The sequence below is a fragment of the Tessaracoccus sp. O5.2 genome, assembly GCF_964266725.1.
Lineage (GTDB): Bacteria > Actinomycetota > Actinomycetes > Propionibacteriales > Propionibacteriaceae > Arachnia > Arachnia lapidicapta.
On record NZ_CAXWGV010000002.1, the window covers coordinates 1 to 24220 of the forward strand.

Here is a 24220-nt window from a genome sequence, read left to right on the forward strand (position 1 = left end):
CGCCCGGCAACGCCGGACCGCGACCGGCTAACCGGAGGAAACAGGTGAGGCAACGACCTGGCGAACCGGAGGTTCACTGCTGAGGCAACGATCAGTTCACCCGGAGGTATTGACATGAGGCATCACGATGTCGTCCACTTCGGCTGCAGGGCACCTGCGGCCTCCCATCCCGCGATGGAGGCGATCAGAGCCGAGCGCCGGCCTCCCGCGGACCTGGGGTCCCGGGTTCGGTTGTCGAAGGCGAGCAGGCGCCGCCTCCGCTGGCACCACGACGCGTGTCGAATATCCTGGTCGTGTCGATGGGTCGGAGGCGGAAGGTGCGCTCCGAGTCTCAAGAAGACTCGGGCGACGGATCGTTTCAGCCGGCCCCTTGAGCTGCGTGATATCGCTGCCCTCCTTCGGCGGTCATGCCGAGGGGGTCTTTGCTTGGGCTGTCATCAGCGTTCTATCAGCCCAGAGTCGGATGCCTGAGAGGCCGATGACAACCGTGTCCCACGAGATCAAGGCGATTGGGGCCGCACGGTCAGGATCTGGGACGTGTGCTATTTGTGCGTGGGCTTATGGGTTGGCGCCAGGTGAGCAGGGTCGCTGAGCCCGGGGATTCTATCGAGCTTGCCCGCGCTTGGTCATCCGTTGCAGTGCAGCATCCGTCGCTGCAGGCCTCTGCGTCGTCTAAGCAGCCGCAGGCGGTTCCTCCTTCGGTGTGGCCGTGGTTGCCGATCGGGCCACAGCACCCTTCGCCGCGCCATGCCTGGCGGCCTTCCTTGATGGCGACCACTGCGATGATCAGCCCGGCGATGGGTCCGCCCAGTACCGGCGGGACTTCCTGAACCAGTCCGTTGGGTCGCCCGACCCGTTGGGCGACCTCCGGCGAGCCCGACGCAGGGCAGCCGAGGCGACCAGTGCGCTGCTCGGATCGCCGGTCTGGCGCGAGCTTGATCCTGGCGGCCGCCGAGTTCGAGGCGCTGCTTGGTCCGACGAGCAACGATCCTTCTGCACTCACCGCGCCGACGATCACTCTCACCAAGTCGCTGGTCGACGGGATCGACCCTGCGCCGTTGAAGAAGTTCCTCGGTGGAGGCGAGCTTGGTGAGAAGTCGATCGCGCTCCTGCGCCGCCTGCTTTCATCGTTGGGCGACACCGAAGACGCTGCAGAGGTCTTCGCCGCCCTCCAGGCGTTCCGTTCCGCAGGAGGGGTCGCTCACCTTGGCGGGTTGAAGGCCGGTGCCGCGAGTGCCAAGCTCGGCATCGATGGAATGGCGCCGCTGGAAGCATTCGCCCACATGACGGTGAAGCTGACCAAGGCGCTGAGCCACGTGGCTGACCTGGCCGAGGCGAGTCTGACGAGGTCGTAGGTCGAATCGACCTGAGGCCTACGGCTGAGCCGGAGGCTCCTCCAGCGTCTCGATCAGGTTCGTGAGGGGGGTGAACGGGAACGGTCCGCCGACGAACTGCGCCGGAGTTGGCTCGCGGGTCACGAACATGGCACGTACACGGTACGGAACTGCCGGGTCAGCGGCAGGCAGCCGAAGGGCCGATGCGACCGAGTCCGCGTGCGGAGCGAGATCAGCGAGTTTCCGGGACAACTGCGTTGCGTACGAAGGCTTCTTGTCGTCCAGGAAGAAGCGATCAAGCATCCGACGAATATCTGCAAGCGCAAACACATCGGAAGGGTCCTTGACCTCGAGAAGCCAGATGTTCGGGTCCCCAGCACGCCCCGCGACGACGTCGATCTCAGTCTGCAGCGAGGGGACCGCCAGCCTCTCCGGCTTTGTCTCCTTGATGCTCGAAATCACCTTCCAGCCTGCGTCCTCCAGGACCTTACTGACCTGACGCTCGAGCGCCTTGTTGCGCGCAAGGCGGGCCGCTTCCAACGCCGTGTTCAACGCCGCCGGCGGCGCCGGCTGGCTCCAGGGCAGCTGACCTTGCTTCAGGTACCGCAGGTAGATGTTCGCTGTGGCGATGCAGAGTCGAGGAGACATCACGAGCAGGCCGTCAGACCGTTGCGCGAGCGGCTGAATCAGCACCCTGCGCTTCCGGCTGCGGGCCTGCCAAGGCTTCCAGTCGGTAGCCGACAGTTCGGCTGAAGTGCTCGTGAGGTGCTTGATCGCGTCGAGAGTGCGCTTCCTGGCGACCGCAGTGGTCACGCCTTCGGGTTGAATCATGTGCTCCGCCACCCGATCTGCCAGCGCGTCTGCGGAGACCACGGCGGCATCGGGATCCGCAGGTTCGAGGGGCCAGCTTCCGGCGGTGGTGAGCACGCCGAACACGTCAGTCGCGGATGCTCCGGATGCGTCGAGCATGGCCTCGTTGATGCCCGCTGGGATTGGTCCTGAGTCAGCGCGGTCCGCGTCCTCGATCGCAGTATCATTTGCGTCGACGTTGTGGGCGCTGCTGTATCTCAGGTTCGGCGCGAGTCGGGCGCGGGCGTAGGCGTGGTTGTCGAAGCTGTAACCGGACCCGTTGCCCGAGACCGTCCCGTCGCCAGGGATCGAGGCGGCCGGTTTCGTCGAAAGCTCGAACGACGTGCTGATCTCCAGAACGGTTTCGCCGACATGGTGGTGAATCGCTTCGCTGCGCGTCGTGGCCGCGAGATACACACGGGCTGCGGCAAGGATCTCCCCCCAGGTGAGGTCGTCGACAGGAGTCGACCCGGTCGGGGCGGTTCGCAGCGCTACTTCCATCGCCACCTCGATGCAGCGTCTCAGGGTGGTCAGTTCGTTCTCGGAAGCGTGCAGGCGTTCCAGCGGGTCCCAACTTACGCTCAAGATGTCGGTCGCATGCTTGGCGGCCATCTGCTCTCGCGACTTCCGCGCGAGGCACCGTTCGATCTGCTCCATCCCGAACTGCAGGAGTTCGTCCATGGAGTGGCCCGCCAGAGCAGCATCAAGAAGGGCGAGGGCGGTAGGTGCGAGCACGTCCCGGTCGATTTCCTTTGCAGGAGCGCCGCGGTACTCCCCGGGTTTGAGGCCGGCATTGTTCACGGCTTGAGCGACCTTGCGGCCGACGACCGAGACGAGGGCTTCGTTGAGGGCGACGGGGTTGCTGAAGTCGTTCCTGGACGTCAGTGGGCGGAGCGTCTCCACTGCGAACGTCGGTGGACCGCTCAGTATCGCGGCCTTGATGTTGTCGCTCGTATCTGCGGGCACGCCAGCTGCACGGGCCGCGTCAGCGATCACCGCTGCCATCGACGCCTGGAACGCCGCGGTCGGATCGAAGTCATCGTCCGGGGTTGGACCGAGATCGACCTCGACCTCAACGGTGAAGACGACGTCCGGCTCGTGGAGTGGACCGGACGCAGTTGAGGGTGACGCACGGAGAAGGCGGAGAACATCGCCGCCCGAGGAGGCGGTCACCAGATTGAAGATGTACCCGCGAACGTTGGTGCCCCTGTGAGCCTCAACCCAGACATCGGTGATCTCCTCGAACGAGTAGGCGAGGCCGATGGCAAGGTCGGACAAGAACGTGAACTTTGTCCACCGGCCAGCCCTTCTGTAGCGCTTCGACGGCAACAGGAACCTCGCTGACATGGACGGCCCAGCCAATCGCGTCCGGCGACCTGTGGAGCCCCTTCGTGGCCTTCACTGGCTTGGCGGCTCGGATGCGTCCGGCGAGGAGTCGGGGGCCGGCGTGATCATCTTCGGGGTCGGCATCAAGGTCTCGCAGAGCTGGCAAGCCCAAGCGGGCAAGCGCTACTTCGACGGGTGTGCGCTTCGCGGCAAGGACCCATTCGGCGGTTCCCCAGTGAGGCGTGATCGACATCAAACTGGGCGCCCGACCTCCGGAGAAGAAGCTCTTGCCGTTCGATCGCCACCACTCCCAGATGTTGATGGCTTCCCAGCCGATGAAACGTGGGAGGTCGGGTCGGGACATGTCGCGGCAGTAGTTGAAGAGGTCCAACTCGGAGTCCGCCGATTTCGACATCCATCGCAGGTCGTCCAACGAGAGCGCCGGCAGCCCGGGTCGCGCGAACGCTGCGATATGGCTTGGACTCGCCACGACGAGAAGGGGGACGACTTCGGCGCCGGGTCGCATCGTCAACTCGCCATAAGACATGGCGACCTTGCCAGGGTTGGCGGGATCGGACGCGGCGGACCGCGTTGCGCGCAGTGCTTCCGGCTCGTCCGGCACCTCGAACAGCTCGACGCTCAGTTCACTCAAGACCTGAACGAGAACAGAGTGTCTTCCAGTGGCCGAGGATGCCCACTGGACGACGTTGCGCGGCGAAGCAATCGGAGTCCCTTCAAAATCGGGTGGACCGAAGACGTCACCGAACCGCCACAGGGCGTCGCGGACCTCAGCCGCCGCGGCTTCTGCGAACCGTCGGCGCGCATCCGGATCCGTCGCCACCTGCGCCGCAAGCTCGCCAACTGCGCGACCCAAGGCGCCAGGAATGAAGTGGAGCGGCAACCAGCGCGGTTCCAACCATTCCGGGTCCTCAACCCGAAGAAAGCGTCCGACTGGGCTCTGCTGCGAGCCGGGGTCGTAGGACAGAACCGCGGACGTGCAGGTGATCCAGCTCAGTGCAAGGTGGTGCCGCTCAGTAGAGAGCAGATGTGCCGGTGTGCCGAGCGTGAGGAGTCGCTCCGCGGCCGCAAGTTCCTCCTTTGTCACGACAGTGTCTGCGTCGAGGTCGAGGTCGCCTCCCGGCCATGACTCGGCGACGATGGCGATCGCCGCGTCCTGGTAGCCAAGAACGATGTCCAGCAGGTCTCGGACCCCGAAGCCGATGCAGTCGATCAGGATCGGATCGATCGCCTTCGAAACCATCAATGCACGGTCCACATCGGCGACCGGCCGCTCGATGTCGCCGGGACCGATGCGCAGCGTGTAGTCCGAAATCCGGATCCGGACGTCGTCGCGAGGATCTTCAGGGAGGTAGTCCTCGTACATGTCGATAGTGCCGATCGACTCAGCGGCTCGTTCGAGGAGGTCGTGGAGAACGTGGGGGTCCGCAGGCTTGCCAGCCACGCCCGTCGTCTTGGACGCGAGTTCAACCAGGTGGCCAACGCGAACCCACTTGTGCCTGACTGCGGGGGACGCGCCTGCGGCGGCCAGCAGGAGCCAGAGGCTCTCCGAGTCGAACTGGCCGATGTATCGGCACAGGGCGGCGCGTCTGCGGTTCTGTCGCCCCTTGCCCATGTGCCACCTTCGAGCCTAGTAGCGGTTCGAGATCCCTCCCTGGGAGTCTGGCCCCACGATAGCCGTGCAAACCGACAGGCTGGTCGCCCAAAGTCGTCCCCGAGAGGGGCACGGAGGGCCGGTACCAGCAGACCCACTGCGACTCAGCCGGATCGACCCGTCGCGAACGCAGACATCCGCGCAGCCAGCTGGGCGTCACGCTCGGCGGCGACGTGCTGGTAACGCATGGCCATGTTCGGCGTGCTGTGCCCGATCCGCGCCTGAAGTTCGGCGAGGGTGGCCCCCAACTGCGCTGCGAGCGTCGCACTCGTGTGACGCAGACCGTGCACCGTCAGGCCGGGCATGCCGATGGCCGCCTTGCCCTTGTTGTGGGCCACCCGCAGGACGCTGTCGTTGAGCGGAGAGTGTCCATCCCTGGCCGGGAACAGCAACGCCTCCCGCTCACGCACCGGCTGGCGCGCCGCCCACTCCCGCAACGCCGGAAGTAGATGGGGAGGGATCGACACCGACCTGACCCCGGCGTCCGTCTTGGGTGGGCCGATCAGGAGCTGCCCCTTGAGTCGCACAACGGCTGACGGACATGCACCACACCGATGTCCAGATCCAGGTCACGCACGCGGAGCCCGCGCACCTCGCCGGAACGCAGACCGCACCATCCGGCCAGCAACAGCGGAACCCGCCGCGCCTCGGGCACGGCAGCCAGGTAGCGGTTTAGTTGATCGACGGTGAGCACCTCGATCACGCGGGCGCGTTCCTTCTGGGTGCCCGCCTTCACCCGGCAGGGGCTCACCTCCACGAGCCTCTCCTCGACGGCCTCCTCGAAGATCGACTTGAGCAGCCCGTAGGCGTTGGCCTGTTGGGTGGGCGTCGTCCGCATCCCGGCGTACCAGGCTGAGATCTCCGCGGCGGTGATCTCGCCCAGAGGCCGGCGGGCGAAGGTCGGGAGAATGGTCAACCGGAGCAGCTTCGCGTACAGCGCCGCCGTGCCGGGTCGAATCCGGCGGCGGACCACCACGGTTGCGGCGTACTCACCCAGCAGCAGCGGCGCCTCGTGCACCTCCCGGACCTGACGGGCCGGCGGTTCCCACTCGCCGCGGCTGATCATCCGTTCCTGGTCGACCAGCCTCAGCGTCGATCCGGGCGACGAACGTGATCGGAGCACTGTGCCGGCCGCCGTCGGGGCCGGTGTAGCGCGCCCGGTACCGCCCACTCGGCAGCTGGCCGACCTCACCGAAGCCGCGCTTGGCCTTGGCACGTGGTTTACCCATGATGCGCCCCTCCCGTCACGCTCCGTAACGGGCTCAAAGACGGTCGGGTGGACAGCGGGCGACCCTCACAACGTTCCCCACGCCCCGAATGTCGTGGGGAATACGTGGGGAACCGTGGGGAATACGTGGGGAATGGGAGGCCTCTGAAGGCCATCCGTGTCCATGAGAGTCCACAACTGAGAAGGACCGAAGTCCTTGTCAGAGGGGATTTGATGTAGTCAGGGGACTATACATCGTTGTGCGCGAGAGAGGAGTTGAAGCTCTCTTCTGTCAGCCCATAATGACCCCCGGACAAGGACTTATGCGGATTGATTGCCACTTCGTCACCTTGCCGTGGGGAATGCGTGGGGAATGATTCTGAACCGCAGACGCGCGCGGAACACGCGTCCAAGGCTGCCCCTCAGCATAGGCGGACACGAGAGGGTCGCTGGCGAAAGGTTCGTTGCTCATCGCAGGGCTGCCAGCAGGTCGTTGCAGAGGGCGGCAAACGCGGGGGCGACCGTGGCGTCGCCTCCTGCCGCGGATGCCGCGAGGAGCGCGATCCGGCCTCGGGGTGAGGTCGCGTGCAAGCGCAGGATCTGGACGGCTTCATCAGCGACGGCCGCCGCGTTGAGCTCGCCCCTGTGCTTGGTCAGTCCGAGCACGAGGTCGGCGGTGGCGACTGCTTGGAGGAGGCGGAAGGCGTCGAGGGCGTCCTTCTCCTTGAGCCTGTCCGGCTGGCGGTCGGACTGTCCGAGACGTTCGTTGATCTTGATGACCTTGGCCACCAGCAGGGCGGCCGGGCCGGCGATGGCCAGGTCGAACGTGCGGTCGTCGACCGGTTCCAGCGCACCGATGTTGACGCGTTCGTGGTCGACCAAGGCGGGCTCGAGGCCTCTGGCGATCCGGGCGGTCAGCCTGTCGTGGGGCGCGAGCCGTGCGGCACGCGCCGACTCCCGGTGCGTGCCCGCTTGATGCGGGACGACCATGAGGTCGACGGCGACGTCGGTGGCTGCGACCCAGTGACCGGGGTTGGGGCCGGGAACGAAGCCAGCACCGCGCAGGACCGCGCCGATCTCGGGGACGTCCGCCAGCCCGCGGGTGTCAATGGCGAGGTCGGCGTCGGTTGTCATCAAGGGCACGTTGAGGTCCGTCTTGCCGGTGTGGTGGTAGACGGCTTGGGCGCCGAGCAGGATGAGGCTCGGGAGGTGGTCGGTCATTGCTTCGAGGGCGCCGAGGAGGACGCGGCGGGCGGCGACGTACTCGGGGGCGACGGCGTCCATGTCACTCCTTCCACGATGGGTCGGTTGCGGCGAGGGCGTCCATCAACTGCTCGGCCTCGGCGTCCGAACGGCCGGGCAGGGTCAACAGGTCCGCCAGCACGAGCGCTGTGGGCGCGAGAGCGACAGGTTCACCCGCTTGGGGGAGGATCCGCTGGTCCTGGGGGGCGACGATGACCACGTTCGCGGTCGCCGCGTCCGCCTCCACCAAGCCCAGTTGCTCAGCCAGCCTGCGGGGCGACGCCGCGTAAAGAGCGAACAGTCGCAACGGGACCACCGATGTCTTGTCCGGCGGCAGCAGCCGGCGGGCAGCCGCGGAACCCGTGACCGCCACACCCTCCTGTTTAGCGAGCCGGTCGGTGACCTGGGCCAGCCCTCGCGGCGCGAGCCAGTACCCCAGGCCAGGGTTGGTGGTGGCGTATCCGTAGTCTTGCACCCAGCGCCGCAGCAACGAGCGACGCCGGACGCCGGTCAAGGCGCCGCGGGCGTCCCGGTCGACGATCCCCTCAGCCGCCAAAGTGACGAGCAGCTTAGACACCGACCCGGGCGACACCTGCGCCACACTGGCCAACTCCCGGACACCGACCGGCACCTCGACCTCGGACAGGGCGCGGATCACGCGACTGGTAGCCACCCCGTTCAACCGGACTACCGCAGCGGACTCCGGAGCACGAGGGGAGCGCTCGGCACCCTCACCCGTGAGCAGGATCAACGGGTCGTCCGAGACCAAGCGCACCCAGCCCGTCGCGTCGACGTAACTGATCCCCGCCTCGGCCAAGGCACGGCGCGTAGCAGGCCCGAGGTAGTCCGAGACGAACAAGACCGGAAGCCCCGACTCACGCTGACGTTCGCGAAGTGTCGCGACCGTACCGGCAAGCGACCACCCGCCCGCGCGCCTTGCCTCGACGCTGTAGGTGACGCCCACCCCGGCCGGCCCACGCAGCACGACCAGCACGTCTCCCACCATGCCCTCGCCGACGGTCAGGGTCGCGTCCCATGTGGGGGGCAGCAGGTCCGCGATCCGGCGTAGACCCTGCTCGAGCATGACCGTTTCTGCAATCCGCGGATTTCTCATGAGGCAAAACAGTCTAGTTCTAGAAACAAAGACGGGCAAGCGCCGACGGCGCCTCCCCCAGTCTCCGGGACAGTCTGGACTCCGGCGCGCCCCCCGGAAGGCACCGAGTGCCGTATCCCCCACAGAGATCGGCGAGGTGGACGCGTCGACGTCGGGCGCTGCCCGGTCCTCCACGTCGCTCCGCACCGCGCGGCCTCCTGTCACCCGCTCATCAAGGCAGTCACTCACATAACGGACGCCTTCTCCTGTCCGTGGACAGCTCCGCGCCGGGCCTCACACGCCCTTTCAGTCGTCGTCTTGGCGGGTCAGCGGGCGGCGGACGAGGCCCGCCTCCGCGTCCAGCAGGTCCATGGCAGCCGCGCCGCTGCGGTGACCCGCAATCGTGGCGGCCACCCTGATCGATCACCCGTTCCAGAACCACCGCAAACCGTTGAAGGTGTACTCCATCGCCGCGCGCCCGTCGTGGGAGTATCCCTGCTTGAGGTGGAAGGCGAAGTTTCCGTTCTGTTCGTCTGCGGTCTCGGCGAAGTACGGGGAGTTCCGCATCAGGTTCGCCCTATTTTCGTCGTAGGTTCGGGCGAAGTCCTCCGTTCCGGTGATGACCCACACGAAGTAGTCGGCTTTGTCCCGGTCCTGCGCGGCCATGAAAATGTTCTCCGGGTCCAGCGACGTCCCGCAGCTCATCGGGAGGAAGTAGCGGAAGTAATCCAAACCATTCTGGAAGGTGCGCCAGGTGGCCACGGCGCCCATGGAGAAGCCGCCGAATCCGCGATGGCCGCGAGAGGACGCGAGACCCTTCTCCGAGACGTCCTCCGCATGGGTGGAGTACTTGCTTTCCACCGCGGGAAGGAGGTCGTTCAGGAGCTCGCGATGGAAGTTCTGGTTGAGAGTGAGAGCCAGGCTGAAGTTCGCGCTGTCGTCCGGACTCGTGTTGTTGTACGGTCAAGGGGGCGGTGCTCCTCAACTCCGGAGGCGCGTTCCGCTTCCGCGGCAACCAGCGCGAGGGCTTCCCGGTGGCCGAGGAACTGAGCCGACGCGGCTACCAGTCGTTCGTCGTCGACTACCGGCTCGTGCCCTACACCCAGCAGGAGGGCGCCCTCGACCTGGCGCGGGCCGTCCGGTTCGTCCGCACCCACGCGGACGCCTACGGCCTCGACGGCGACGACATCGCCGTCATGGGCTTCTCCGCCGGCGGCATCCTGGCCGGCGAGATGTTGCTCAACTTCGCCGGCGCCGTCAACGGCGGCACCTTGGACCCCGACTACCGGCCCGACGCCCTCGACCAGATATACGCGGAAGCCGCCGCCGGCATGGTCTACAGCTTCTACGGACGCCTCTCCGTCGCGTCCACCGACGTGGAGAAGTTCCGCTCCGCCGCCCTGCCCCCCACCTACTTCAGCTACGGCACCCGCGACCCGTTCGTCCGCCAGTTCGAACTCTGCGTGGACGCCCTCCGGCAGGCCGGCGTCCCCGTGGAGTCCGTCCCCCTGGACGGCATGCCGCACGGCTACGGCGCCACCGGCGGCTGGATCCCCGCCTACGACGACTGGCTCACCGACGTGTTCCAGGCCAACTGACCCCACCACGAACCCCCCCGAAGGAGCCCTCATGAACGCACACCACGCCGACGAGCCACGGAACGCGGAGCCGAGCGCGCCCGCTGCGAACGGTCGACGCCGCTTCCTCCTCGGAGCCACGGGGCTCGCCGCCACCCCCCTGCTGCTGGGCACGGTCGGGTGCACCGCCACAGCCCCGGCCGGCAGCACCCCACCGGCGCTGCGAATGATGCCGATCATGTCGTCCCTGCTGGACACGGGCCCGTACAGGGTGCCGGTCATCGTCTGGCAGCCCAGCCCGATGCTGGAGACCTGCAAGGCCCCCAGGGTGCGCCGGCCGGCCATGGTGATCGCGGCTGACACCGACCGGTCGGTGGTGGTGGCCGGAGTCGCCGGCGAGGGATCGAGGCTGCTGCTCGGCGTCCCGGCCGGGACGGGGACGCTGGTGAGCGTGGGGCGGAAGTCAGGGTCGTCGGCGTATCCGCCGGTGTTCTCGGTGTAGACGGTCGTCGCGGGGACGTTGCCCTCCTCCCACAGGTACAGCGTCTGCGACCGCGTCGGGTCGGGCGCCGCGACGGCGACCGTGGCACCCCCGCTCGACGCTGTGGGCTTCGTCGGCGGCATCCGGGTTCCTCCGGGTCCGGCCGTTGCGGGGCTGCCCGGCGGCTGCGGCGTGACCGGTCCCGGTGGGGCGCCGGAGCAGGCGGTGAGGGCGAGCAGCAGGCTGGCGCACGCCAGCGCGGCAGAGGTCCTGCCGATCGTGCGCATCGTCGTGGTCCTTCGGATGGTTGGGTGGGTGGGTGTGTTCATCGGTGCTGTTCCCAGAAGGCGACGGCGCTGTCGATCCAGCCTTCGGCCGAGGTCCCGATGCCGAGGCCGAAGCCGTGGCCGACGTTGGGATACCGGTGGAACTCGGTCGGCACGCCCGCGGCCGACAGGGCGTCGACGCGGCGCTGCATGGTGCGCCAACTGGCGATGCCGTCGTCCTCGCCGACGCACGCGTAGGTGGGCGGGTCCTGACCGGAGACGTCGGTGTAGCCCGTGTACTGCATGATGACCGCGGCGGGACGGGGCAAGGGGTCGCCACCGAAGGCGGCCGGGCCCCGCGCACCCAGAGTGGCGGCCATCCGGGCCCCGGCCGATCCGCCCCACAGCGAGTAGCCCGAGGTGTCGAGCCCGAGCTCGTCGGCGTGCGCGAACACGTACGACAGGGCGGCGGCCAGGTCCTCGGCGGCCACTTGCAGCCCGCCGGTGCGGTATTGCAACGCGAACGTGTGATAGCCGCGGCGGCTCAGCTCCAGGGCGTGGGGCAGGCTCTCGTGGAGCGAGCCGACATAGGAGAAGCCGCCGCCGGCGCTGATGATCGCGAACGGCGCGCCGGGCTCGCCCTCGAAGTAGAACAGGCCGGTGTCCTGCCTGCTCGGGTCGGCCGCACGGGCGGCGTCGGGGTAGATGTCGTGGAAGACAGGCTGCCCGCGGTCGACGGCGCCGATCAGCGCGTTGACCACGTCCACGCTCGTGCCGACGTCGACGTGGCTGTGGTACGGCAGCAGGTCACCCACGTCGCGCAGCGTCCGCCCGTCGTCAGGCAGTCCCCCGCCGTTCGGCACCAGGAACCGCCCGAACCGGCCGAAAGCCGGATGGTTGACCACGTCGACCAACGTCGTGTCGGCGTCCACCGGCGCGTAGCCCCCCTCGACGCCCGACGCCGACGCGGACGCCTCCGGGGCCGGCGGCGGAACCGACGCCGGTGCGGGCGGTCCGGCGTCGGAGCAGCCGGCCAGCCACAGCAGCCCGACCATCACAGCGAGCAGGCGTTGTCCCGCCCTGCGCCTGCGCGCGCCCTGACGAGCAGAGATGGGTGTCGGCGTCCGCATGGCTCGTGCTCCTTCCGTCCGCTCGTTCCCAGCCCACCACGTCTCCCCCCGGGCCGCGAGGTGCTGCCGATGGGTGTACTGCCAGCACATGGCTGGGCGGACGGTGGGCGCCTACCGTGGGGGTCATGGACCAGCGAGACGAAGCCCGGGAGTTCCTGGCCTCCCGCCGGGCCCGGCTCTCCCCCACCGACGTCGGGCTGCCGCCCAGCATCGGGCGGCGCCGGGTCCCCGGCCTGCGCCGCGACGAGGTGGCCGCTCTCGCCGGCCTGTCCTCGGAGTACTACGCCACCTTGAGCGCGGGAACCTGGCCGGGGCGTCCGACGCGGTGCTGGATGCGGTCGCCCGCGCCCTGCGTCTCGACGACGCCGAACAGCTCCACCTGCGGAACCTCGCCCACGCCGCGAAGACCCCCACCCGCCGGCGACGCGCCCCGGCAGCACCACCACCGGTCCACCCCTCGTTGCAGCGGATCCTCGACGCGCTCACCACGGTGCCCGCCTACCTCCGCGACAGCCGCATCGACATGGTGGCCGCCAACGCCCTCGCCCGCGAGCTCCACGCCCCCGTCTTCGCGTTCGCCCGCGCCACGGGCACCGCCCCCAACACCGCCCGGTTCGCGTTCCTCGACCCCGCCGGCCAGCATTTCTATCCCGACTGGGAACAGGTCACCCGTGACGTCGTCGCCGCGCTGCACGCCGCCGCCGTCCACAACCCCTACAACAAGCCGCTCACCGACCTCATCGGGGAACTGTCCACCCGATCGGACACGTTCCGGGCCCTGTGGGCCAACCACAACGTCGGCCTGCACCGCACCGGCACCAAACGGATGCGGCACCCCGACGTCGGCCTGCTCGAACTCGACTACGACGTCCTGGAGCTCCCCGGCGAACCTGACCTCACCCTCATCGCCTACACGGCCGCCGCCGGCACCCCGACCGCCGACAAGCTCGCCCTCCTCGCCAGCCTCGCCGCCACCCGCACCGCCGAACAGGCCGCCCGGAGAACCGACCAGCAGCAGGAGCAGGCTTGACACGCTCCGCGGCGGACTTGCCACGCTCCGGCGCTGCTGCCCTGGGGGGTACTGGCGAGGGGGGTGCTGACAGCATCTCCCACACTCCGGAGCGGGTCCGTAGGGTCGACGTCATGGACAACCACCGCAGCGAGGTACGCGACTTCCTGGTCTCGCGTCGCGGCCGGGTCACCCCCGCGCAGGCGGGCATCCCGGCCGGGCTTGGCACCCGGCGCGTTGCCGGCCTGCGACGCAGTGAGGTGGCCCAGCTGGCCGGGGTGTCGGTGGAGTACTACACCCAACTCGAGCGGGGCAGCATCCGCGGAGCCTCCGACAGCGTCCTGGACGCCGTCGCCCGCGCCCTGCAGCTCGACGAGGCCGAACGGACCCACCTGTTCGACCTCGCCCGGGCCGCGAGCTCCGGCACGGCCGCGCGTCGGCGTCCCCCGGTGCGGTGGGTCCGGGCCAGCATCCAGCAGATCCTCGACGCGCAACTGTCGCCGGCGTGGGTGTGCAACGGCCGCGGGGACATCGTGGCAACCAACCTGCTCGGCCGGGCGCTGAACTCGCCCCTGTTCGACGAGGCCGTCCTTCCGGTCAACCTCGCCCGGTTCAGGTTCCTCAACCCGGACGCCGTCGACTTCTTCCGCGACTGGGAGGCCACTGGCCGCGACAGTGTCGCGGCGCTTCGCGTCGAGGCCGGCCGGAATCCCTACGACAAGGCGCTGACCGACCTGATCGGGGAGTTGTCCACCCGCAGTGAGGAGTTCCGCACCCTGTGGGCCACCCACGACGTCCGCCTGCACCGCACCGGCACCAAGCGGCTGCGCCACCCGGTCGTCGGCGACCTCGACCTCGCCTACGAAGGCCTCGACCTGCCCTCGGACCCCGGCCTGGCGCTGTTCATCTACACCGCCGACCCCGGCTCACGCTCCCACCAGGCACTCGACCTGCTCGCCAGCTGGGCCGCCAGCGACGCAATCCAGGAGCGCGACGCGGGCCACGGGGGCCAGACGAGAAACGCACCACACCCCACCACCTCGACTCCCACCTCGTCCTCATGACCCAGCTCGCACCATCCCACCCAGACCGGACCGCGACAGCGGTCGGCATGATCACCACCACGAAGGGTTCCACCATGTCCATCCAGATCCCCACCGTTACGCTGAACAACGGCGTCGCCATGCCGATCCTCGGATTCGGCGTGTTCCAGGTGCCGCCCGACGAGACCGAGCGCGTCGTCACCGACGCCCTCGCCGCCGGATACCGCCACCTCGACACCGCCGCCGCCTACGGCAACGAGGAAGCGGTCGGCCGGGCCATCAAGGCCAGCGGACTGCCCCGTGACGAGCTGTTCATCACCACCAAGCTGTGGATCCACGACGGCGGCGAGGACGGCGCCAAGCGTGCCTTCGACACCTCGCTGCGCCTCCTCGGCCTCGACCAACTCGACCTCTACCTCATCCACCAGCCGTTCGGCGACTACTACAGCTCGTGGCGCGCGATGCAGGACCTGCATCGCCAGGGCGCCATCCGGGCCATCGGGGTGTCCAACTTCTACCCCGACCGGCTCGTGGACCTCATCGACCACAACGACATCACCCCCGCGGTCAACCAGATCGAGACCCACCCCTACTTCCAGCGGGCCGACGACCAGCAGCTGATGATCGACCGCGGCGTCCAGATCGAATCCTGGGGGCCGCTCGCCGAGGGCAAGAACAACATCTTCAGCGACCCCACGCTTACCGCCATCGGCCAGGCGCACGGCAAGTCCGTCGCCCAGGTGACCCTCCGCTGGCTGATCCAGCGTGGTGTCGTGGTGATCCCGAAGTCGTCACGCCCCGAGCGGATGGCCGAGAACCTCGACGTGTTCGACTTCCAGCTCACCGACGACGAGATGGCGCGCATCGCCGCCCTCGACACCGGCGCCAGCGTCGCCTTCGACCACCGCGATCCCGCCATGGTCAGCCGCCTGAACGGCGTCCGGATCAACTGAGCCCGCCGGCGCCCGACCGCACCCCGACGAAGGAGCACTACGAATGATCACCCGCATCCTCGGGACGAGCGGCCTGCAGGTTTCCAGCCTTGGGCTGGGCTGCATGGGCCTGAGCCACGGCTACGGCCCGGCGTCCACCCACGTCGACGGCGTCGCGCTCATCCGTGCCGCCGTCGACGAGGGCGTCACCTTCTTCGACACCGCCCAGGTCTACGGCCCGTTCACCAACGAGGAACTCGTCGGGGAAGCCCTCGCCCCCGTCCGCGACCAGGTCGTCATCGCCACCAAGTTCGGGTTCTCCTTCGACGGCACCAGCTCCACCGGCCTCGACAGCCGCCCCGACACCATCCGCACCAGCGTCGACGACTCGCTGCGCCGGCTGCGCGTCGACGCCATCGACCTGCTCTACCAGCACCGCGTCGACCCGAACGTGCCCATCGAGGACGTCGCAGGCACCGTCGCAGAACTCATCGCCGAGGGCAAGGCCAAGCACTTCGGCCTGTCAGAGGCCGGCGTCGGCACCATCAGGCGAGCCCACGCGATCCAGCCGGTCACCGCGCTGCAGAGCGAGTACTCCCTGTTCTGGCGCGAGCCCGAGGCGCATATCCTGCCTACCCTGGTCGAGCTCGGCATCGGCTTCGTGCCGTTCAGCCCCCTCGGCAAGGGCTTCCTCACCGGCGCAATCAACACCGCCACGACCTTCAACGACGGCGACCTCCGTAGCAAGCTGCCCCGGTTCACCGAGGATGCCCGCGCCGCCAACCAGGCGCTCGTGGACGCCGTCACCACCGTCGCCACGCGCCGGGGCGGCACCCCCGGCCAGGTCGCCCTCGCGTGGCTCCTCGCCCAGCACGCCTGGATCGTCCCCATCCCCGGCACCACCAAGCTCCACCGCCTCAGCGAGAACAACCGGGCCGTCGACCTCCACCTCGCCGCCGACGACCTCGCCGACCTCGCCCAGGCCTCCGACCGCATCGACCTCCACGGCGACCGTTACCCCGAACAGATGCAACGCTGGATCGACCGCTGACCCGCGCTTACGCCGGTGCTCGGGGGTACTGCCAGTACCCCTCACGCGGGAAACTCCCTGATCGCCCCGGGATGGGGTGAGATGGGTGCCATGCGAGGAGCCATCATTCATGCCGCCGGCGACGTCCGCTACGAGGAGCGTCCCGACCCGGTCATCGTCGAACCCACGGACGCCGTCATCCGCACGGTCGCCGCGTGCGTGTGCGGGTCGGACCTGTGGCGCTACCGCGGCATCAGCCCGGTGGCGAAGCCGACCCCGATCGGCCACGAGTACGTGGGGATCGTCGAGGCCGTCGGTGACGCCGTCACCACGGTCAAGCCGGGCGACTTCGTCGTCGGCGGGTTCCTGCACAGCGACAACACCTGCCCGCTGTGCCGCAAGGGCATGCACGCCTCCTGCCAGCACGGCGGCGGCTACGACGGCTGCCAGGCCGAGAAGATCCGCATCCCGAACGCCGACGGCACCCTGCTCGCCACCCCCGGACAGCCCGACGACGACCTCATCCCCAGCCTGCTCGCCCTGTCCGACGTCATGTGCACCGGCTGGCACGGCGCGATCTCCGCCGGGGTGACGGAAGGCTCGTCCGTGGTCGTGGTCGGCGACGGGGCGGTCGGGTTGAGCGCCGTCCTGGCCGCCGCCCAGCTGGGCGCCACCACGATCATCGCGATGAGCCGGCACGCCGACCGCCAGCGGATCGCGACCGCGTTCGGCGCCACCCACCTGGTCGCCGAGCGCGGCGAAGAGGGCGTGGCGGCCGTGAAGGAGTTGACCGGCGGGATCGGCGCGGACGCCGTGATCGAGTGCGTCGGCACCGAGGACGCCCGCTTGCAGGCCGTCGCCAGCGTGCGGGACGGCGGGATGATCGGGTTGCTCGGTGTCCCCCACGGCGATCTACCCGTGGACAGCTTGTTCTGGCGCAACGTCGGCCTCAAGGGCGGTCCCGCGCCGGTGCGGGCGTACCTGCCGCACCTGCTGGACCTGGTGTGGACCCGGCAGATCAACCCCGGCCGCGTGTTCGACCTCGACCTGCCCCTGTCGCAGGTGGCCGAGGCCTACGCCGCGATGGACGAACGCCGTGCCATCAAGACCCTGCTCCGCCCGTGACGGGCATGGACATCAGGACCGAGGTGCGCGACTTCCTGTCGTCGCGGCGGGCCCGGCTCACCCCCGAGAAGGCGGGCCTGCCCGCCTGGGGGACGAACCGGCGCGTCAAGGGGCTGCGCCGCGAGGAGGTCGCCCTGCTCGCCGGGGTCAGCGCCGAGTACTACGTCCGCCTCGAACGCGGCAACCTGGCCGGGGTGTCCGAGCAGGTCCTCGAAGCCGTCGCGAACGCCCTCCAGCTGGACGACGCCGAGCGCGCTCACCTGTTCGGACTCGCACGCACGGCGTCCGCGCGCAAACCCGCCGGGACGCCGCGGCGTCCCGTCCGGCCGGCGGTGCAGTGGCTGCTCGACTCGATGACCGGCACCGCCGCGTACGTCCGGAACCACCGCACCGACCTGCTCGCCGCGAACGCCCTGGGCCGCGCCCTGTACGCACCGGTGTACGACATGCCCGGACGCCCGAACGTGGCCCGGTTCGTGTTCCTCGACCCCCGCGCCCGCGAGTTCTTCATCGAGTGGGACAAGGTCGCCGCCGAGGCCGCCGCCCTGCTGCGCTCGCTGGCCGGGGAGAACCCCTACGACCAGGGCCTCGCCGCACTCGTCGGCGAACTGTCGACCCGCAGCGAGATGTTCGCCCAGCTGTGGGCCCGGCACGACGTCCGGCTGCACCGCACCGGGGTCAAGAAGTTCCACCACCCCGTCGTCGGCGACCTCACCCTCGCCTACGAAGCCCTCGACCTGGCCGCCGACGCCGGCCTGCGCCTCAACGCGTACGTCGCCGAACCCGGCACCCCCTCCGCCGAGGCGTTCAGCCTGCTCGCCAGCTGGGCCACCACTCCGACCCGCACCGCCGAGCCGGCCACGAACCCCGCGACGGCCACTCAGGACTGATGGAGTGCCGCGGGCCACGATCAGCCCAGCAGGCCGACCCGCTGTAGCCAGGCCCGCACCTCGGGCTCGGCAGCTCCGGCTTCCTCACCCCGGACGGCGAGCCCCTCACCGAGGGTCGCCCCACGGCAGGTCTGGCGGTAGACCTCGACCGCCCGCCCCAGCCCGCTGCCCGCGTGGGTGGTCAACGGGTACACCGTCCTGCCGGTGAAGTCGAGGGCCTCGGTGAACGTCCGCATGATCATGGGCGGCCGCACGCTCCAGACACCGCTGGCCAGCACCACTCGGTCGTAGCCGGCGAGATCTGGCAGAGGGTCGGCGATCCGAGGCCGAGCGTCGGCGTCCTGCTCACGGGTGTTCTGGGCGACCGTCTCCTCATAGTCGGTCGGGTATGGCTCGGCCGGGACGATCCGGTAGACGTCCACGTCCACCAGTTCGGCCAGGAGGCTGACGACCACCTCGGTGTTGCCCACCTCCAGCCACGTGCGCCCCCCGTAGAAGTGGTTCTCGCCGGCGCGGGAGAAGACCGCGACGAGCGTCCGCGATCCTGGGTCAGCCTGCGTGGGGTTCCCCGAGGTTCGGGCAGGGACGACGGGGGTCACCGGGGCACAGCCGGCAAGGCCCATGCCCACGCCACCGAGGACGGCTCCGGTCAGCAGGTCGCGTCGGGTCACCATCGGGCCAGGTCCTTCCGGACGCGGTCCGGTTCGTCCTCGAGCGGCTGGTTCGCGGCGTCTCGGACTCCGTCGAGCGAGCCAGCGGGGTCGGCTTCCAAGGCGGCGAACACGGGCTCCAGCTCGACCTGCTCGACGCCGGTCTCGGCGACCAACTCGAGTGTCTTGCGCTCAGCCGCCGGCGAGGCGAGGGCGGCCACAACCACCCGCGCGATCTGGCGGCGGGCGATGACCCCGTCGGCGGGGCTGCCCGTGTGTCGGGTGTCGCCCTGCAGCATCACGATCCGCTGCTGATCAGGGCTGTGATAGTCGAACCAGCCCGGCCGCACGATGGTGTAGGGCAGCCCGCTCGCCCGCACCAACCGTTCGGAGCGACGGTTCCAGTCCGCCGACTGCGTCGACCTTTTGTACGAACCCGCGCGGTTCGTGACCCCGATGGAGGTCATCAGCGCGATCCGCGGGCGGGCGTCGCCGAGCGCTTCGAGCACGTTGCGGACGCCGCCGTAGTCGACGGTCTCGGCGCCGCGGCTGCCTTGGCCGTTCGAGCCGAGGGTGAAGACAATGGCGTCCACCCCCGAGACGGCAGCGGCGAGGGTCTCGGGGCGCGTCACGTCGCCGACCACGACCTCGACGCCGGCAGGGAGGCTCGCGCGGGCGGGGTCGCGGACCAGCGCCCGCGCCGTGTAGTCCGCGTTCAACGCTTCAGCGACGACGTGCCGGCCGATGCTGCCAGTCGCGCCGACAACCAGAACAGTCGTGATGGGGCTCATGGGTTCTCCTTGATGGGACGCCGATCGCGGTCGAAGGTCAGGGCTGGTCGATGCCGGCGGCAGCGCGATCCGCGCCGAGCAGCGAGTGGGCAGCGTGGTACTGATCCTCGGTGACCGCTTCGAGCCAGGTGGTGGCGTCGCCCTCTTCGGGTGCGACGAGGAGCGCGAGGTGGCACATCAGGTGGTCGGTCGTGCCGCCGTGCCAATGCTCGTCGCCGGGCGGCGTCCAGATCGTCTCGCCGGGGTGCAGGACGAGGACGCGTCCGTCGCGGGTGCCGACGAAGCCGACGCCGTCGGTGCAGTGCAGGGTCTGGCCGAGCGCGTGGCTGTGCCAGTGGGTCCGGGCACCGGGGGTGAAGCGGACATGGGCGGCGACCAGACGGGACGGGTCGCCGCCGTCGGCGATGCCGTCAACGAACACGTCACCGGTGAAGGTGTCGGCCGGTCCCTTGCGGGTCGTCGGGGTGGGGTACTTCTCCATGGTCTTCCTTCTCGTCGGGTGACGGTGGGGGTGGTGGGCCCCCGGGTGGGTCAGGCCGGGGGCAGCACCTCGCGCACGCAGGCGAGCGCGTTGAGCGTGCGCGGGTACCCGATCCACGGCAACAGTTGGGTCGCGACATCGATGAGAAGCGCGCGGCCGTTGCCGACGTTGGCGTTCCCGGCGATGTGGCCCTTCAGCTGCGACTCGCAGCCGCCGAGGGCGCTCAGCATCGCGAAGGTGAGCAGCTCCCGGGTCGGCACGTCGAGCCCACCGCGGGTCCACGTGTCGCCGAAGCAGTTCGCGCTCAGGAACTCATGGAGGTGAACCTCGTCGGCTGGCGCGTTGTCGTAGCCGGCCTGGATCCGGTCGCCGAAGATGGCCGTCTGGAGGGCGAAGCCAGCCTCCCGGCGGGTCGCGGGCGTAGTGGTCGACTGGGCCTCCAGCGGCAGCTCGATTCCCCGCTCGGTCAGGACGTCGTTGGTGGCGTGCAGGAAGTCGAAGACCCGGGCCTGCCCGCAGTAGGGCACGGCGTGGTGCACCACCTCCTTGACCTCGACGGGGGTGACCCCGACGTTGAGGGCCGCGCACAGCATCACGCGGTACTCCGCCACCGCGCCCAGCGCGATCAGCGCCGCGAGGGTGACCTCCAGCCGCAGCTGGACCGGCAGGAGGCTGCGCGAGGCGACCTCGTCGAACGCGAAGTTGTCGAACACCTCCACGAACTCGGGGTCCGTCCGAGCAAGGGAGGAGGTGTGGGAACCGAACAGCACCGCGTGCTTCGTGTGCGCGGCGTCGGTGATGGGCATGGGTCTCCTCCTGGTCAGAACGATTGTGGGAGCCGCAGGCGTCACGGTCCTCTCATCGTTCGTACAGTTCCCATGCAACGCGGTTCCGTCGAGCCGAACAAGCTCACGTTGGTGCGGGTACTGCCAGTACCCCCCAGACTCGTCGCAAGTACGCCCCTCGCCGGTGCTGACCTCCCCGGCGGGCCCCATGCCGCCACCACCAGCGGCCGGCTGACTCCACCTGAATTCCTGGATGTCGTCCACACGAAACCCGCACGCCGCCGGACAACCCTCGTCGGGGTCACGTGCAATACGGCCGGCTGGGCCATTCCGTGGGGAACACGTGGGGAATGCGTGGGGAACACGACCCACGCGTGGGGGACGAACGCGCCGCCCGAGGCGCCGCCGCTCACCTCAGCAACGCATTCCCCCTTGCCAGCAGCACGTCACAACATCGGGACATGAGAAAGGCGGGAGGTTTTCGCCTCCCGCCTTTTCCCTGTATAACCCCTAGTCAGAGGTGCTTTTTGTGCGCGAGAGAGGAGTTGAAGCTCTCTGCTATCCAGCGATGATGGCCTCCTGACAAGGTCTTTTGATGGGCCTGAGCCATGTCGTCACCTTGTCGTGGGGAATGTGTGGGGAATTGTGTAGAGCCGCCACTGCGCGCGTTGCGGTCAACGGCAATCCCGAGATTGGCGCACAACGGCTGCATCCTCGGCGCCATGGAACGGAACAGGCGGAAGCGTAGCAACCGTGCAGCCGGCACGGGAGTTCGGCATCGGCGCGGCGACCGTCACCCGTTGAGGCGGACGACGCGGACGGCGATCTCGACCAGGCTCCGAGCGCGACGGACGAGCGCCTCAGCCTTCACAGCAGACATGAGGCTGACGCCGTACTCGACGTCAGCCTTGTTCGACACCAGTTCACGGAGTCCCTTCTCGGCACCGGCGGCGTCCGGTCGCTGCCCCAGTGCCCGACGAAGCTCCTTCGCGGCAAGCGCGTGATCCTTGCCCTTCACCGTCGAACCGGTGAGTTGAGTGACGATGGCATCCTTGGCGCAGATGCCCGCGTGAATGGCATCCCCCGCAGCAACGGTGTACCGCTCCGCATTCAGATTGGCCTCCGCGGAGGCCAGGTACTCCTCGGCTTTCCTCAGGAAGCTGCGTGCGTGATTGCGGTGTTCGAGCGTCGCCATCACGCCACACCAACCGTCGCCTGCGGGAGCGACCCGAGCAGAACCACCCCGTCAGCGACGATCTGAGCGACGACCGGCTCCTCGCCGCTGCCCGCGAGCCGCCCGAACTCCTCCGGTGTGAACACCAGCACATCGCAGTCGTTGCCCAGCCGAGTGCGGACCGCGTCTTCCAGTTCCGTCCGACCCTCCCAGCCCGAGGGCGCAAGGACTGCCAAGTCGACATCGCTCTCGGCCGTTGCCTCCCCCCGCGCCACCGACCCGAACAGGACCACCGCATCGACACTCGACCCGACCACAGCCCGAACCGCCTCCCGGAGCGCAGCAATCGGATCGAGCAGGACCCGCAAAGGCTGGATGGCGTAGTGGTCCTCATTGATCGTGTGAACCATCGCCCGACCCACAGCGCGGCTCTCCACCACACCGAGATCGGCGAGGGAGGCCAGCGCCTGCTGAACCGACCACAGGCTGCACTGATCGCGGACCAGGCCATGCACCTGCCGCCCGGTCAGCGGAACACCCGTACGCAGCAGCACGGCCAGCACCGCCCCGCTCGCACCCGGGATCAAGCCCCCGAACGCAGCCTCAAATCGCATATGACCAGTCTACCTGTCACATGACTGTGCTTCCAGTCACTTGGGGTGATCACGCGGCTAGGCCACTGAGACCCAAGCGACCGGCTCGTCAAGCCGAAGACCCGCCCCCACCTGAGGCCAACCCCCAGCGAGACAGGACCCTCGCGATCGGCCCACGCCCAGTTCTCAGTCGAGATCGGTTGCGCCACCGAGAACGGCAATGGCCGCCAGGACGCCGCGGGCCACAGTGCTACGGAGTGCGGCGGGGACGACGAATCCCTGATCGGTGTCCCCCGTGAGGAGGCCGACACGCGCCAGCCGATCCAGATCCTTCCTGGCCCGAGCGTCAATGTGCCTGTCGAAGTCGTCTCCGTCGTCGAGCGTAAGCGTGACCTGTGAGTCCAAGGCCGCGAGCAGTCGGGCGACCGTCATCGCGGCCACGGGGCCCGCATGGATCGCCGATCGGTTCCCCATATCCTCACAGACGTACTCGCAGAGGCTTACACCGACCACAGTCTCTGCAGCCTCCAGCGGTGGAGTTGGCTCGGCCGTCCACCCCGCCGCGGACGGTCCCGGCCCCACCATCGTCCCCCTCACCTCGATCAGTTCGGCGACCATCAGCGCGCGCCACCAGGAAGGCAACAGGGGAACATCCTTCATCGACCGGGCGTGGATGGCAGAGGATGCCGAGGGATCGGGCTCCATCTCGATCAGCGCCGGGGTATCGGGAGCGTGCCGGGGCATCCTGTCTACGCCCACCGCCGCGATGCCCAGGAACCCGGCGGCGGTGGCAATGTCGGCCCGCCGGACGCCGCCCGACGGAGCCACCTTCCGTCCCGACCCGACCCAGCTCAACAGCTCCGTCACCTTCGCAACCAATTGCGTCGCCGCGAGCGCCGCCCTGCGCTCATCCAGAGGAAGCTCATCGCCCTCGACGATGGCCGCTTCAAGGATCTCGGCTCCCGGAAGCGGATCGTCAAAGAGGTCGTGGATCTCCTCCCAGGCCACCGGATCCACGCTGGTCTCACGCTGGAAGTGGACATAGTCGTGGAGAGTCTCAACGGCGGCAGCCGTGGCGTCGTCCTGCACCGGGCCATCGTCGAGGAGCAGTGCGACGAGATCTTCGACACCGGCAGGTGTGCGTAGCCGGATGCTCTGCTGCCGGGCAACCCGGAGCAGCTCGCTGAACAGGTCGGCCTCATCCCCAGGGCTCGGGGCCGCGCTCTCAGGCTGCCGATGGAGCCATTGCCGGAACTCGCGCACAAGGGAGCGATCGGCCTGGGTCAGCTTCGGGAGACGGGCGGCCGGGAGGCTCTGGTTGTAGCTCGCCGTCGCCCGAGCGAGCGCTGCGTTGAGGGTCTCGAGGTCCGGGACCACTGGGCGGTCCAGATCGACGCCCTCTTCGGCGAGAAACGGCGCAAGATCGCGCAGCACATCCCGGGCCATTCCTGGTTTGTGGACGACGCCCGCCGCCGCCAGCGCTGCCTTTGCGTGCGGATCATCGAAGGCTCTGGTCATGGAACCACCCTACCGAGATGGG

The 24220-nt window shown here is 68.8% G+C and carries 24 protein-coding genes; 9 read left to right on the forward strand and 15 right to left on the reverse strand.

The genetic code is table 11. From position 1 onward, the window contains the following. Positions 1-935 precede the first annotated feature (935 nt). Positions 936-1355: a hypothetical protein gene (locus tag ACFQPD_RS01370; protein WP_385897633.1), complete on the forward strand. Its 420-nt coding sequence runs from the start codon at positions 936-938 to the stop codon at positions 1353-1355. Positions 1356-1373: 18 nt separating this feature from the next. Here the strand turns inward: ACFQPD_RS01370 and ACFQPD_RS01375 are convergent, their stop codons facing one another. The 7 genes from ACFQPD_RS01375 to ACFQPD_RS01405 form a co-directional block, all read right to left on the reverse strand. Next, positions 1374-3461 (reverse strand): hypothetical protein, encoded by a 2088-nt coding sequence (locus tag ACFQPD_RS01375; protein ID WP_385897635.1) that lies wholly within the window; start codon positions 3459-3461, stop codon positions 1374-1376. Further along, positions 3400-5142, reverse strand: a complete 1743-nt coding sequence (locus ACFQPD_RS01380; RefSeq protein ID WP_385897637.1) for a hypothetical protein — start codon at positions 5140-5142, stop codon at positions 3400-3402. The genes ACFQPD_RS01375 and ACFQPD_RS01380 overlap by 62 nt, the downstream gene beginning before the upstream one ends. Positions 5143-5285: 143 nt before the next feature. Next, positions 5286-5708 carry a tyrosine-type recombinase/integrase gene (locus tag ACFQPD_RS01385; protein WP_385897638.1) on the reverse strand — a complete coding sequence of 141 codons (423 nt, stop codon included), beginning with the start codon at positions 5706-5708 and terminating at the stop codon, positions 5286-5288. Then, complete coding sequence (locus tag ACFQPD_RS01390; protein WP_385897640.1) at positions 5684-6304, reverse strand: tyrosine-type recombinase/integrase; 621 nt, start codon at positions 6302-6304, stop codon at positions 5684-5686. Before ACFQPD_RS01390 ends, ACFQPD_RS01385 begins: the two co-directional genes overlap by 25 nt. Positions 6305-6856: 552 nt before the next feature. Continuing rightward, entirely contained in the window at positions 6857-7672 is an 816-nt protein-coding gene (locus tag ACFQPD_RS01395; RefSeq protein ID WP_385897642.1) for a hypothetical protein, read from the reverse strand. Between the two features lies 1 nt (position 7673). Then, positions 7674-8744 (reverse strand): helix-turn-helix domain-containing protein, encoded by a 1071-nt coding sequence (locus ACFQPD_RS01400; protein WP_385897643.1) that lies wholly within the window; start codon positions 8742-8744, stop codon positions 7674-7676. A 402-nt stretch (positions 8745-9146) separates the two neighbouring features. Then, positions 9147-9584 carry a hypothetical protein gene (locus ACFQPD_RS01405; RefSeq protein WP_385897646.1) on the reverse strand — a complete coding sequence of 146 codons (438 nt, stop codon included), beginning with the start codon at positions 9582-9584 and terminating at the stop codon, positions 9147-9149. A gap of 113 nt (positions 9585-9697) precedes the next feature. Between ACFQPD_RS01405 and ACFQPD_RS01410 the strand changes: the two genes are divergently transcribed. Both ACFQPD_RS01410 and ACFQPD_RS01415 read left to right on the forward strand, forming a co-directional pair. Then, complete coding sequence (locus ACFQPD_RS01410) at positions 9698-10321, forward strand: alpha/beta hydrolase (RefSeq protein ID WP_385897648.1); 624 nt, start codon at positions 9698-9700, stop codon at positions 10319-10321. A 31-nt stretch (positions 10322-10352) separates the two neighbouring features. Beyond that, complete coding sequence (locus tag ACFQPD_RS01415) at positions 10353-10802, forward strand: hypothetical protein (RefSeq protein WP_385897650.1); 450 nt, start codon at positions 10353-10355, stop codon at positions 10800-10802. A gap of 304 nt (positions 10803-11106) precedes the next feature. Here ACFQPD_RS01415 and ACFQPD_RS01420 read toward each other — a convergent pair whose 3' ends face one another. Beyond that, a complete protein-coding gene (locus ACFQPD_RS01420; protein ID WP_385897651.1) occupies positions 11107-12177 on the reverse strand; it encodes an alpha/beta hydrolase in 1071 nt (356 codons plus the stop codon). 325 nt (positions 12178-12502) lie between these two features. On the opposite strand from ACFQPD_RS01420, the gene ACFQPD_RS01425 reads away from it, so the two are divergent. From ACFQPD_RS01425 to ACFQPD_RS01450, 6 genes are all read left to right on the forward strand, one after another. Beyond that, on the forward strand, positions 12503-13207 hold the full coding sequence (locus tag ACFQPD_RS01425; RefSeq protein WP_385897653.1) for a transcriptional regulator: 705 nt from the start codon (positions 12503-12505) through the stop codon (positions 13205-13207). A gap of 113 nt (positions 13208-13320) precedes the next feature. After that, on the forward strand, positions 13321-14250 hold the full coding sequence (locus ACFQPD_RS01430; protein WP_385897656.1) for a helix-turn-helix transcriptional regulator: 930 nt from the start codon (positions 13321-13323) through the stop codon (positions 14248-14250). 74 nt (positions 14251-14324) lie between these two features. Beyond that, positions 14325-15182 (forward strand): aldo/keto reductase, encoded by an 858-nt coding sequence (locus ACFQPD_RS01435; protein WP_385897658.1) that lies wholly within the window; start codon positions 14325-14327, stop codon positions 15180-15182. Between the two features lie 43 nt (positions 15183-15225). Continuing rightward, positions 15226-16212: an aldo/keto reductase gene (locus tag ACFQPD_RS01440; RefSeq protein ID WP_385897660.1), complete on the forward strand. Its 987-nt coding sequence runs from the start codon at positions 15226-15228 to the stop codon at positions 16210-16212. Between the two features lie 90 nt (positions 16213-16302). After that, the gene (locus ACFQPD_RS01445) at positions 16303-17316 is read left to right on the forward strand and encodes a zinc-dependent alcohol dehydrogenase family protein (RefSeq protein ID WP_385897661.1); all 1014 of its coding nucleotides are present in this window, start codon (positions 16303-16305) and stop codon (positions 17314-17316) included. Positions 17317-17321: 5 nt separating this feature from the next. Continuing rightward, complete coding sequence (locus tag ACFQPD_RS01450) at positions 17322-18206, forward strand: helix-turn-helix domain-containing protein (RefSeq protein ID WP_385897664.1); 885 nt, start codon at positions 17322-17324, stop codon at positions 18204-18206. A 20-nt stretch (positions 18207-18226) separates the two neighbouring features. On the opposite strand, the gene ACFQPD_RS01455 is transcribed toward ACFQPD_RS01450, so the two are convergent. The 7 genes from ACFQPD_RS01455 to ACFQPD_RS01485 all read right to left on the reverse strand — a co-directional run bounded on the left by ACFQPD_RS01455 (position 18227) and on the right by ACFQPD_RS01485 (position 24198). Next, positions 18227-18880, reverse strand: coding sequence for a flavodoxin (locus tag ACFQPD_RS01455; protein ID WP_385897666.1), 654 nt, complete (start codon positions 18878-18880; stop codon positions 18227-18229). Then, positions 18874-19647 carry an SDR family oxidoreductase gene (locus ACFQPD_RS01460; protein WP_385897669.1) on the reverse strand — a complete coding sequence of 258 codons (774 nt, stop codon included), beginning with the start codon at positions 19645-19647 and terminating at the stop codon, positions 18874-18876. Before ACFQPD_RS01460 ends, ACFQPD_RS01455 begins: the two co-directional genes overlap by 7 nt. Positions 19648-19684: 37 nt before the next feature. After that, complete coding sequence (locus ACFQPD_RS01465) at positions 19685-20128, reverse strand: cupin domain-containing protein (RefSeq protein ID WP_385897671.1); 444 nt, start codon at positions 20126-20128, stop codon at positions 19685-19687. Positions 20129-20178: 50 nt separating this feature from the next. Next, positions 20179-20934, reverse strand: coding sequence for a carboxymuconolactone decarboxylase family protein (locus tag ACFQPD_RS01470; RefSeq protein ID WP_385897673.1), 756 nt, complete (start codon positions 20932-20934; stop codon positions 20179-20181). Between the two features lie 772 nt (positions 20935-21706). Further along, entirely contained in the window at positions 21707-22108 is a 402-nt protein-coding gene (locus ACFQPD_RS01475) for a HEPN domain-containing protein (RefSeq protein WP_077343723.1), read from the reverse strand. Then, positions 22108-22701, reverse strand: coding sequence for a nucleotidyltransferase family protein (locus tag ACFQPD_RS01480; RefSeq protein ID WP_385897676.1), 594 nt, complete (start codon positions 22699-22701; stop codon positions 22108-22110). Before ACFQPD_RS01480 ends, ACFQPD_RS01475 begins: the two co-directional genes overlap by 1 nt. Positions 22702-22866: 165 nt before the next feature. Next, a complete protein-coding gene (locus ACFQPD_RS01485; protein ID WP_385897678.1) occupies positions 22867-24198 on the reverse strand; it encodes a hypothetical protein in 1332 nt (443 codons plus the stop codon). Between the last annotated feature and the right edge of the window lie 22 nt (positions 24199-24220).

Excerpts from the sequence above, each read along its gene's own strand:
- ACFQPD_RS01460 (WP_385897669.1), bottom strand. The coding sequence starts at position 19,647 with ATGAGCCCCATCACGACTGTTCTGGTTGTCGGCGCGACTGGCAGCATC.
- ACFQPD_RS01380 (WP_385897637.1), bottom strand. The coding sequence starts at position 5,142 with ATGGGCAAGGGGCGACAGAACCGCAGACGCGCCGCCCTGTGCCGATAC.
- ACFQPD_RS01420 (WP_385897651.1), bottom strand. The coding sequence starts at position 12,177 with ATGCGGACGCCGACACCCATCTCTGCTCGTCAGGGCGCGCGCAGGCGC.
- ACFQPD_RS01430 (WP_385897656.1), top strand. The coding sequence starts at position 13,321 with ATGGACAACCACCGCAGCGAGGTACGCGACTTCCTGGTCTCGCGTCGC.
- ACFQPD_RS01455 (WP_385897666.1), bottom strand. The coding sequence starts at position 18,880 with ATGGTGACCCGACGCGACCTGCTGACCGGAGCCGTCCTCGGTGGCGTG.
- ACFQPD_RS01485 (WP_385897678.1), bottom strand. The coding sequence starts at position 24,198 with ATGACCAGAGCCTTCGATGATCCGCACGCAAAGGCAGCGCTGGCGGCG.
- ACFQPD_RS01435 (WP_385897658.1), top strand. The coding sequence starts at position 14,325 with ATGTCCATCCAGATCCCCACCGTTACGCTGAACAACGGCGTCGCCATG.
- ACFQPD_RS01475 (WP_077343723.1), bottom strand. The coding sequence starts at position 22,108 with ATGGCGACGCTCGAACACCGCAATCACGCACGCAGCTTCCTGAGGAAA.
- ACFQPD_RS01415 (WP_385897650.1), top strand. The coding sequence starts at position 10,353 with ATGAACGCACACCACGCCGACGAGCCACGGAACGCGGAGCCGAGCGCG.
- ACFQPD_RS01465 (WP_385897671.1), bottom strand. The coding sequence starts at position 20,128 with ATGGAGAAGTACCCCACCCCGACGACCCGCAAGGGACCGGCCGACACC.
- ACFQPD_RS01395 (WP_385897642.1), bottom strand. The coding sequence starts at position 7,672 with ATGGACGCCGTCGCCCCCGAGTACGTCGCCGCCCGCCGCGTCCTCCTC.
- ACFQPD_RS01400 (WP_385897643.1), bottom strand. The coding sequence starts at position 8,744 with ATGAGAAATCCGCGGATTGCAGAAACGGTCATGCTCGAGCAGGGTCTA.
- ACFQPD_RS01450 (WP_385897664.1), top strand. The coding sequence starts at position 17,322 with ATGGACATCAGGACCGAGGTGCGCGACTTCCTGTCGTCGCGGCGGGCC.
- ACFQPD_RS01445 (WP_385897661.1), top strand. The coding sequence starts at position 16,303 with ATGCGAGGAGCCATCATTCATGCCGCCGGCGACGTCCGCTACGAGGAG.
- ACFQPD_RS01470 (WP_385897673.1), bottom strand. The coding sequence starts at position 20,934 with ATGCCCATCACCGACGCCGCGCACACGAAGCACGCGGTGCTGTTCGGT.
- ACFQPD_RS01440 (WP_385897660.1), top strand. The coding sequence starts at position 15,226 with ATGATCACCCGCATCCTCGGGACGAGCGGCCTGCAGGTTTCCAGCCTT.
- ACFQPD_RS01480 (WP_385897676.1), bottom strand. The coding sequence starts at position 22,701 with ATGCGATTTGAGGCTGCGTTCGGGGGCTTGATCCCGGGTGCGAGCGGG.